5 protein-coding genes are annotated in these 7,836 nt (G+C 71.3%); 3 read left to right on the top strand and 2 right to left on the bottom strand.

Going from position 1 to position 7,836, the window contains the following annotated elements; all coding sequences use genetic code 11:
- Both ABD747_RS06085 and ABD747_RS06080 read right to left on the bottom strand, forming a co-directional pair.
- Positions 1-3,802 (bottom strand): hypothetical protein (locus tag ABD747_RS06085; protein WP_344802411.1); only part of this gene is annotated, 3,802 nt, incomplete at its 3' end.
- A 127-nt stretch (positions 3,803-3,929) separates the two neighbouring features.
- Positions 3,930-5,120 (bottom strand): aminotransferase-like domain-containing protein, encoded by a 1,191-nt coding sequence (locus tag ABD747_RS06080; protein ID WP_344802409.1) that lies wholly within the window; start codon positions 5,118-5,120, stop codon positions 3,930-3,932.
- Between the two features lie 96 nt (positions 5,121-5,216).
- Here ABD747_RS06080 and ABD747_RS06075 point away from each other — a divergent pair, with 96 nt between their 5' ends.
- From ABD747_RS06075 to ABD747_RS06065, 3 genes are all read left to right on the top strand, one after another.
- Positions 5,217-5,903 carry a thymidine kinase gene (locus tag ABD747_RS06075; RefSeq protein WP_344802407.1) on the top strand — a complete coding sequence of 229 codons (687 nt, stop codon included), beginning with the start codon at positions 5,217-5,219 and terminating at the stop codon, positions 5,901-5,903.
- Positions 5,904-5,976: 73 nt separating this feature from the next.
- Entirely contained in the window at positions 5,977-6,573 is a 597-nt protein-coding gene (locus tag ABD747_RS06070) for a winged helix-turn-helix domain-containing protein (RefSeq protein WP_344802405.1), read from the top strand.
- Positions 6,570-7,832 carry an MFS transporter gene (locus tag ABD747_RS06065; protein ID WP_344802403.1) on the top strand — a complete coding sequence of 421 codons (1,263 nt, stop codon included), beginning with the start codon at positions 6,570-6,572 and terminating at the stop codon, positions 7,830-7,832. Before ABD747_RS06070 ends, ABD747_RS06065 begins: the two co-directional genes overlap by 4 nt.
- Positions 7,833-7,836: the final 4 nt, after the last annotated feature.

Genomic DNA, 7,836 nt, shown 5'->3' with positions numbered 1-7,836 from the left:
GCTCGGCCAGGTGCACCTGGACATGGTAGGCCGACGCCGCCTCGCCGCCGAAGCTGAGCTGGCTGGCGCTCGCCTTGAGCACGTTCTGGTCGATCTTGGCGCCCAGATCCGCCCAGCCCTTGCCGGCCAGCTGGTTCACCGCCTTCTGCGCGTCCTCCAACTGCTTGGTCAGCTGGCCCCACTTCGCCGGGTCGGCCATCAGCTCGGCCGTCACCTTGTTCAGGTTCTGGTTCTTGTACATCCCACCTGCGGCGGCCTTGGCCACGGCGTCGCGCTCCTCCTTCCACCGCTGCCGGCTGAAGTACTCCCAGCGGTCGACGAAGCTGCCCGGTGAGTCCGCGCCCTCCAGCGCCCACTTCGCTCCCGGCTTGGTGAGGATGTCGCGAGCCTCCTTCGGCAACCGGTTCTGGCCCATGATCTTCTTGATCCGGCTGATCTCGTGCGGCGCCAGCTTCTCGAACAGCTTCGCGCCGGCCACGTCGTAGATCTCCAGGATCGCCTTGGTCTCCGCCGGCAGGTCGACCTTGGCGATCGGGAACGACGGCTGGGCCCGGGTCGCGGGCAGCGGCGAGCCGATGCCCATCTCGACCTCCCACGGCCGGATGCCCTTGGCCAGCAGGGCCTCGACCTCCTTCACCGTCTTGTCCGTCAGCAGCTTGCCGACCTGGTTGGGACCGGAGTCCATCTTGCGGATCAGGGCGATCAGCTCATCCGGGTTGTCCGCCTTGGTCAGGCCCTGGGCGGCGATTTCCGGCGACACCCCGGTGCCCTTCAGCCGGAGCAGCGCGGTCTGGTCGGGCGCGCGGGCCAGCATATGGTTGGCCAGCTGCGGGTTGGTCCAGCGCACCAGCTCCTCGGCGATGCCGGCGTTCGAGCTGTTCTTCAGCAGCAGGGCAAGACCGTCGGCGTCGTCGGTCAGTCGCAGCAGCCTCTCCGCGGTGGCCGCGTTCGGCGCATGCGCGAGCACGTTGCCGAGCTTGGTCGAGTCGCCGGCGATCTCGATCAGCTCCATCATCTTGCGCGGGTCGCCGTGCATCAGCACGAACTCGAGGTGGGCGACGTTCGAGGTCTTGCCCAGCATCCGCTCCAGCAACAGCGAGTCGCCGGTCAGCTTCAGCAGCTCGTCCACCTTCGCCAGGTCCTTGACCTTGGCGATCATCTGCTCCGCGGCGAGCGGGTTCACCTTGGCCAGCGCGGACAGGTGGGTGAGCTCGCCCGGGATCTTCGCGGCACCACGGCCCTTGAGGATCAGCCGGCCGAACAGCGCGGCCATGCCGGCCCCGCCGAGCAGGATGTTCAGCCCCAGCCCGATCCAGGCCGTCTTCAGCGCCGCCCGGGCCTCCTCCACGGTCACGCCGCGGACCGACTGCTTGTCGTCCAGCTTGGCCAGATCGAGCAGCTTGTACGCGTCCTGCACCTGGCCGATCCCGTGCGCGATGCCGACGGCCACGTCGAGCGCACCGAGCGCGATGCCGGCCGCACCGGGCACGACGCACGACGCCACCGTCAGCAGGCCGAGGGCCAGGAACACCTTGAAGGAGTGGTCGAGCTCCTTGACCTTCTCCTCCCACTGCCAGCGGGCGATGGCGTACGCCAGGAACGGGTTCTCCGGAACCACGACCCAGCGATCGAGCGCCATCCCCATCGTGGTCCAGCTCTCGTAGCCCGCGATCCCCAGCCGCTGCCGGGCGGCGTCGTAGACGGCCTTGGTGTAGTCGACCGGCTTGTACTCGCCGCTGACGATCCGCTTGCGCACCTTCTCGAAGCCGTCGACGGCCTCCTGCATCTCGTCCTTCTTGTCGGCGGCCTTGGAGTCGTCGCTCATCTCGTCGGCCCGGTCCTGCATGAAGTCGCGAGCCTTCTCCAGCTGCGGGAGGTGCGCCTTGGTGAGTACCTGGCCGTCCAGCTCGATCGAGTCCAGGTCGCCGGAGGAGAGCCGCTGGCCGAGGTCTTCCAGCACGTGCGCGCAGATCCGGAACTTCGCGGCCGCCTGCGCCCGGTACTCCGGCCACTTCGCCAGGTTCTGCTTCATCTCGTCGCGGTTGGCGGTGATCTGCTCCAGCGCGACGGCCTTCAGCGCCGGGATCCACTTGTTCTTGATGAAGTCGTCGGCATAGGCCGCCTCGTTCCGGATGATCTGCTCGATCTTGGGATAGCTGACGTCCATCTCGCGGGACAGCTGCTGGCCGACGTTCTTCTGCTGGTCCTCCACGGTGGACTTGAGGCCGCCGAGCACCTGGAACAGGCCGAGCAGGGCCGCCACCGGCTGGGCGTCGTCGCTGCCGGGGGACCAGGTGGCAGCGACGCCGCGCAACCAGGCAGTCAGGCTGCCCTCGATGCCCTTGCCGGGGACGAGCGTGGCGACCAGCCCGTTCGTCACCGCGGCCGTCGACTCCAGCCGCTGGCTGTAGCCGTACGGGTCCTTCGCGATGCCGAACTCCTCCTGGGTCAGCTCCGACATCGTGGCGTGCTCGAACCGGTCGCCGAGGCCGGCGTTGAAGCTCTGCAGCGCCCGCGCCGAGGTGAACATGGCGGTCAGGGCGGCGAACGCCGCACGCTGGCCGACGTCGGACCAGAACGCACCCCGGAACCCCGGCTGGAGCACCGCCCAGCGCTGGAAGTCCTTGGCCAGATGCTGGATCGTCGAGGAGCGCACCGCCGAGATGTCGGCGGTCCGGATGAACTGCTCGGGGGAACGGCTGGCACCGTCGGCGACCCACTTGTCGAGCAGGAACTTCTCCATCGTGCGCGGGGCGGCCTCCTCGATGTAGCGGCTGACCAGCGCCTTGCGGATCGGATCGAGATCCCCGGTCGGGGCGAAGCCGGTCAGCTCGAACCCGTCCGGAACCAGCCGGACGGCACGGATCGTGGGCAGCCAGCGACCGAGGAACGCCTCGCTGTGGGTCTTGGTCATCTCGTCGGTCTGCAGCTCCGACGGCGCCGGATCGGTGGCCGCGTACTTCGCGTAGATGTTCGCGCGCAGCAGGTCGGTATGCAGCGGCACGCCGGGCACCGGATCGGGGCCGGCCGCCGCCTCCGCCTCCAGCACCCGCAGCGCGAGCTCGAACCGGTCGGCCCGGCTGGCCTCGAGCATCGTGTTCCAGTCGATCGGCTTGGCCCTGATGGCGGCGATCTCCCGGGCCCAGTCGATGTCCGCCGGGCCGAGGCCGGCCGACGCGGCCAGCTGTGTCTCCAGCGGATAGCGCAACCGGGTGGACCGGACCGCGGCCGCCCGCGCCGCGAGCCGTTGCGGCAGCCTCGCCAGCGCGCGCTTGCCGGGCCAGTCCTTGATGTCGTTGCGCAGTTCGGCGGCGACCGGCGGGCTCTCCAGATACGCGACTCCCTCGGCGAGCTTGCCGTCGGGACCTTGCAGCGTCTTGGTGATCTGTTGCTCGATGGTGGCGATCTGGCCCGGGTCGCCCTTCAAGAACTCGACCGCGGTGGTGCCGAGCTCCTCGGTCGAGAAGAACCAGCTGACCGTCCAACCGCGGACCAGCACGGACAGCACCAAGCCGTCCGACTTCAGCTCTCCCGGACTGCGTTGCAGGGCGAGCGAGCCCACCGCCGACGCGGGCAGCCGGCCGGCTGTCCGGCCCGAGCCGAGCAGGCCGACGACGGCCGCGTTACCGGCCAGCCGCTGGAGATCCAGCAGTTGGGCGGAGACCGGAACCGCGCCGGGATCGGTCGGGGTGGCAGCGGGATTCCGCCGGATCACGGGCTTCTTCCGGCGTGCCGCAGCCGCCTTCGGCGGCCGGGCTCTCCCGCCGCCGGAGTCGGTCGGGCCCTGGGTTCCGAGCGTCATCTGCGCCGTTCTCTGCGAGCCGGTACGTGGCGGTGCCCTGCCGACCGTAGAACGCCGCGGCCGGCGGTGGCACGGACGGCAGACCCGACGTCGGGGCACGGCTGGCTGCCCCTTCGGGCAGCCGGGGTCAGTGGGCGAAGGCGGCCGCCAGCCGGCGGGTACCCTCCCGGATCTGGTCGGGGGCGTAGGTGGTGAAGGACAGCCGCAGCGTCTGCGGTTCCGGCGCGGTCGGGAAGAACGGTGCCCCCGGGACGTAGGCGACGTCGCGCGCCAGCGCCCGCGGCAGGTAGTCGGTGGCATTCAGCCGGTCCGGCAGCCGGGCCCAGACGAACATGCCGCCGTCGGGTCGGTTCCAGCTGCTGCCCGCCGGCAGCGCGTCGGGCAGGCCGCCGAGCAGCGCGTCGCGGCGTGACCGGTATTCCGCACAGGCCCGGTCCAGCGCGGGGCCGAGCCGGCCCGAGGCCAGGTACGCCTCCGCCGCCGCCTGGTCCAGGGTGGAGGTGTGCAGGTCGGCGGCCTGCTTGCCGACCACTACCGCCGCCCGAATCGCCGGCGTGGTGCGGACCCAGCCGATCCGCAGACCGGGCGCCAAGATCTTGGACAGGCTGCCGGTGCACACCACCAGCTCCGGGTCGTCGGTCAGCGTCGGCATCGGCGGCATCGGCTCGCCGGAGTAGCGCAGCTGCTGATACGGATCGTCCTCGAGGACCCGGAAGCCGTGCCGGGCGGCGACGTCGACCAGGGCGGCCCGGTTCGCCCGATCCAGGGTGCGGCCGGTCGGGTTGTGGAAGGTCGGCACCGTATAGAGGGCGACCGGTCGATGGGCCGCCGCCAGCGCATCCAGGGCATCGATGTCGATGCCGTCGCCGGCGCTCGGCACCGAGACCAGTCTGGCTCCGGCCAGGCCGAAACACTGCAGCGCGGCGAGATAGCTGGGGCGTTCCACGAACACGACGTCCCCGGGATCGACCAGCGCCTGGGCCAGCAGGCTGAGGCCCTGCTGCGAGCCGGTGGTGACCACGATCTGGTCCGCAACGGTCGGCAGCCCGCGCGCCAGGTACAGCTCGGCGATCCGTTCCCGTAGCCGCGGGTCGCCCTCGGTGGTGGAGTACTGCAGGGCCCGCCGGCCAGCACGGGCGAAGACCTCCTCGAAGGCTGCCTGCGCGCCCTCGACGTCGAACAGCTCCGGTGCCGGCAGACCGCCGGCGAACGAGATCACGCCGGGGCGCTGGGTCAGCGCCAGCAGGTCCCGGACGACCGACGACGCGACGCCGGTGAATCGCCGGGACAGTCCGGGCATGCTTGCGGTCGGCGGCATCGGGCATCTCCTCGTGGTCCCTGTGGTGCGGGCGTCGGCAGCGTAACCGCCGGGCATCAGGTGCTCGGCGGATTTCCCGGCTGACAGGATGCGGGGGTGGCGGAGTTCGTGTTCTTCACCGGCCCGATGGACTGCGGCAAGTCGACCCTGGCGCTGCAATTGGACTACACCCACGCGGTGAGCGGCCGGTCCGGCCGGTTGTTCACCAGCCAGGACCGGGCGGGGGAGGCGACCATCTCGTCCCGGCTGGGGCTGGAGCGCCCGGCGATCGAGGTGACCACCGAGTTCGACTTCTGGGCCTTCGTCGTCGGCCAGCTGACCGCTGGCCTCCGGGTGGACTACCTGATCTGCGACGAGACCCAGTTCTACACGCCGGCGCAGGTCGACCAGCTGGCGGCGATCGTCGACGAGCTGGACATCGACGTGTTCGCCGTCGGCATCTTGACCGACTTCCGCAGCCGGCTGTTCCCGGGCGCGCAACGGATGGTGGAGCTGGCCGACCGGATCGAGGTGCTGCAGGTGCGGGCCTTGTGCTGGTGCGGCCGGCGGGCGACCCACAACGCCCGGACCGTGGACGGGGTGATGGTCGTCGAGGGCGATCAGGTCGTGGTCGGCGATACCCACCCGGTCGACGGGATGGCGCTGGACGCGGCCGAGCCGGCCGTGATCGCGTACGAGGTGCTGTGCCGGCGGCACCACCGGCACCGGATCACCCGGCTGGTGGCCCAGGCGGGAGCGGCGGAGCCGTTGCCGTTCGGCCGGGACGAGGACGAACCGGGCTGAGCCGGTTCACTCGGCGGCAGAAATCGCAAAGAACTCTTTGCAAAGCTGACTTTGCAAAGGTATGTTGGCGGTCATGGATGAGCAGCAAGACCTCGTCGTCGTCACCAGCGAGAACCTGCGCGGGCTCGCGCACCCGCTCCGGGTGCGGCTGCTGGGCCTGCTGCGGACGTACGGTCCGGCCACCGCGACCTCGCTCGCCGAACAGCTCGGGCTGACCAGCGGCGCGCTGTCCTACCACCTGCGCCAGCTGGAGAAGTACGGCTTCATCGTCGAGGACGCCGAGCGCGGCAACGCGCGGGAGCGCTGGTGGCGGGCGGCACACCGGACCACCATCTTCGAGATGGACGTGCCCGACGGCGAGGGCCTGATCTACGAGGACGCGATCGTCGATGCGATGGTGCGCAACATCGCCCGCTCGCGGGCCGCGCGCTACGACCTGCCCGAGCCGTGGCGCCGGGCGCTCAGCCTGTCGGATGTGCTGCTCCAGCTGACCCCGGACGAGGCGAGCCGGCTCGGCGCGGAGCTGAACGCGCTGCTGGAGTCCTACCGTGGCCATCGCGTCGGCGAGCCCGCGCCCGAGGGAACCCGGCTGGTCGTCGCGCAGTTCCAGCTGTTGCCGATGCCCGACGGACTGGCAACGCCGGGTGCGAGCGAAGCGGGCCCGGCGTGAGCGGCCGGGGGAGCATCGCGGCCCTGCTCGGGATCAGTGCGCTGGCCTACACCGGCACCCGGGTGATGGCCATCGCGGTGCCGTGGTTCGTGCTGGTCACCACCGGCTCGGCGACCCAGACCGGGTTGGTGGCGGCGTTCGAGCTGGCGCCGTACGTCGGGGTCAAGGCCCTGGCCGGACCGGTGATCGACCGGCTCGGCCAGCGCCGGGTGAGCGTGCTCGCCGACCTGGCCAGCGCCGTCGTGATCGCGGCGATCCCGGCCCTGCACCAGCTCGGGCTGCTCGGGTTGCCGGTGCTGCTCGCGCTGGTCGCGATCGGCGGCGCGCTGCGCGGGCCGGGCGACACCGCCAAGCACACCGCGGTCCCGTTCCTGGCCGACCTCGCCGGCGTGCCGCTGGAACGGGTGACCGGGCTGGCGGGCGCGATCGAGCGCGGCTCCGGCCTGGTCGGACCGGCGGCGGCGGCCGCCCTGATCGCCGTGGCCGGGCCGCCCGGCGCGATCGCGTTGACCGCGGCCTGCTTCGCCGTCAGTGCCGTCGCCGGGCGGCTCGGACTGCCTGCCGCACTCGACCACCGCAGCGATCCGGGTGATCCGGGCGAGGCGGGGGAGAGCTACCGCAGCCGGCTGCGGGCCGGCTGGCGCTTCCTGCGCGGCGACCGGCTGCTGCTCACCCTGGTGATCATGATCATGGTCACCAACCTGCTGGACGTCGCCAAGATGTCGGTGCTGCTGCCGGTCTGGGCGCACTCCACCGGGCGCGGGGTGGCGGCGATCGGGCTGGTGCTCAGCTGCACGGCCGCGTGCTCGGTGCTCAGCTCGCTGTTCGCCAGCTGGCGCGGCGACCGGCTGCCGCGGCGGACGACGTACTTCGTCGCGTTCGCGATCGCCGGCCCGCCGCCGTTCCTGGTGCTGGCCCTGAACGCGCCGCTGCCCGTGGTCGCGGCCACCTATGCGGTCGCCGGCCTGGCCTCGGGCCTGCTCAACCCGATGCTCGGCGCGATCTTCTTCGAACGGACGCCGCGGCCGATGGTCGGCCGGGTGGACGCCCTGGCCGGCGCGATCGCGTGGGCCGGGATGCCGCTCGGCGGGCTGGTCGCGTCCGCGCTGATCGCGCTGGCCGGGCTGAGTGGCGCGTTCGCGATCGCCGGCATCGCGTACGCCCTCGCGACCCTGCTGCCGGCGCTCGCCGCCAAGGCCTCGTTCGACCGGCCCGTGCTGGAGAGCGAGACGCGCACACCGGAGCTGATGAGTCGATGACACA

Origin of the sequence: Microlunatus ginsengisoli (assembly GCF_039537205.1) — a bacterium.
In the GTDB taxonomy this organism is placed as follows: domain Bacteria; phylum Actinomycetota; class Actinomycetes; order Propionibacteriales; family Propionibacteriaceae; genus Microlunatus; species Microlunatus ginsengisoli.
This window is presented reverse-complemented; position numbering and strand designations above follow the sequence as displayed.

What these genes read in the sequence shown, in the direction of transcription:
- ABD747_RS06070 (WP_344802405.1), top strand. Translation starts at nt 5,977, where the DNA reads ATGGATGAGCAGCAAGACCTCGTCGTCGTCACCAGCGAGAACCTGCGC.
- ABD747_RS06080 (WP_344802409.1), bottom strand. Translation starts at nt 5,120, where the DNA reads ATGCCGCCGACCGCAAGCATGCCCGGACTGTCCCGGCGATTCACCGGC.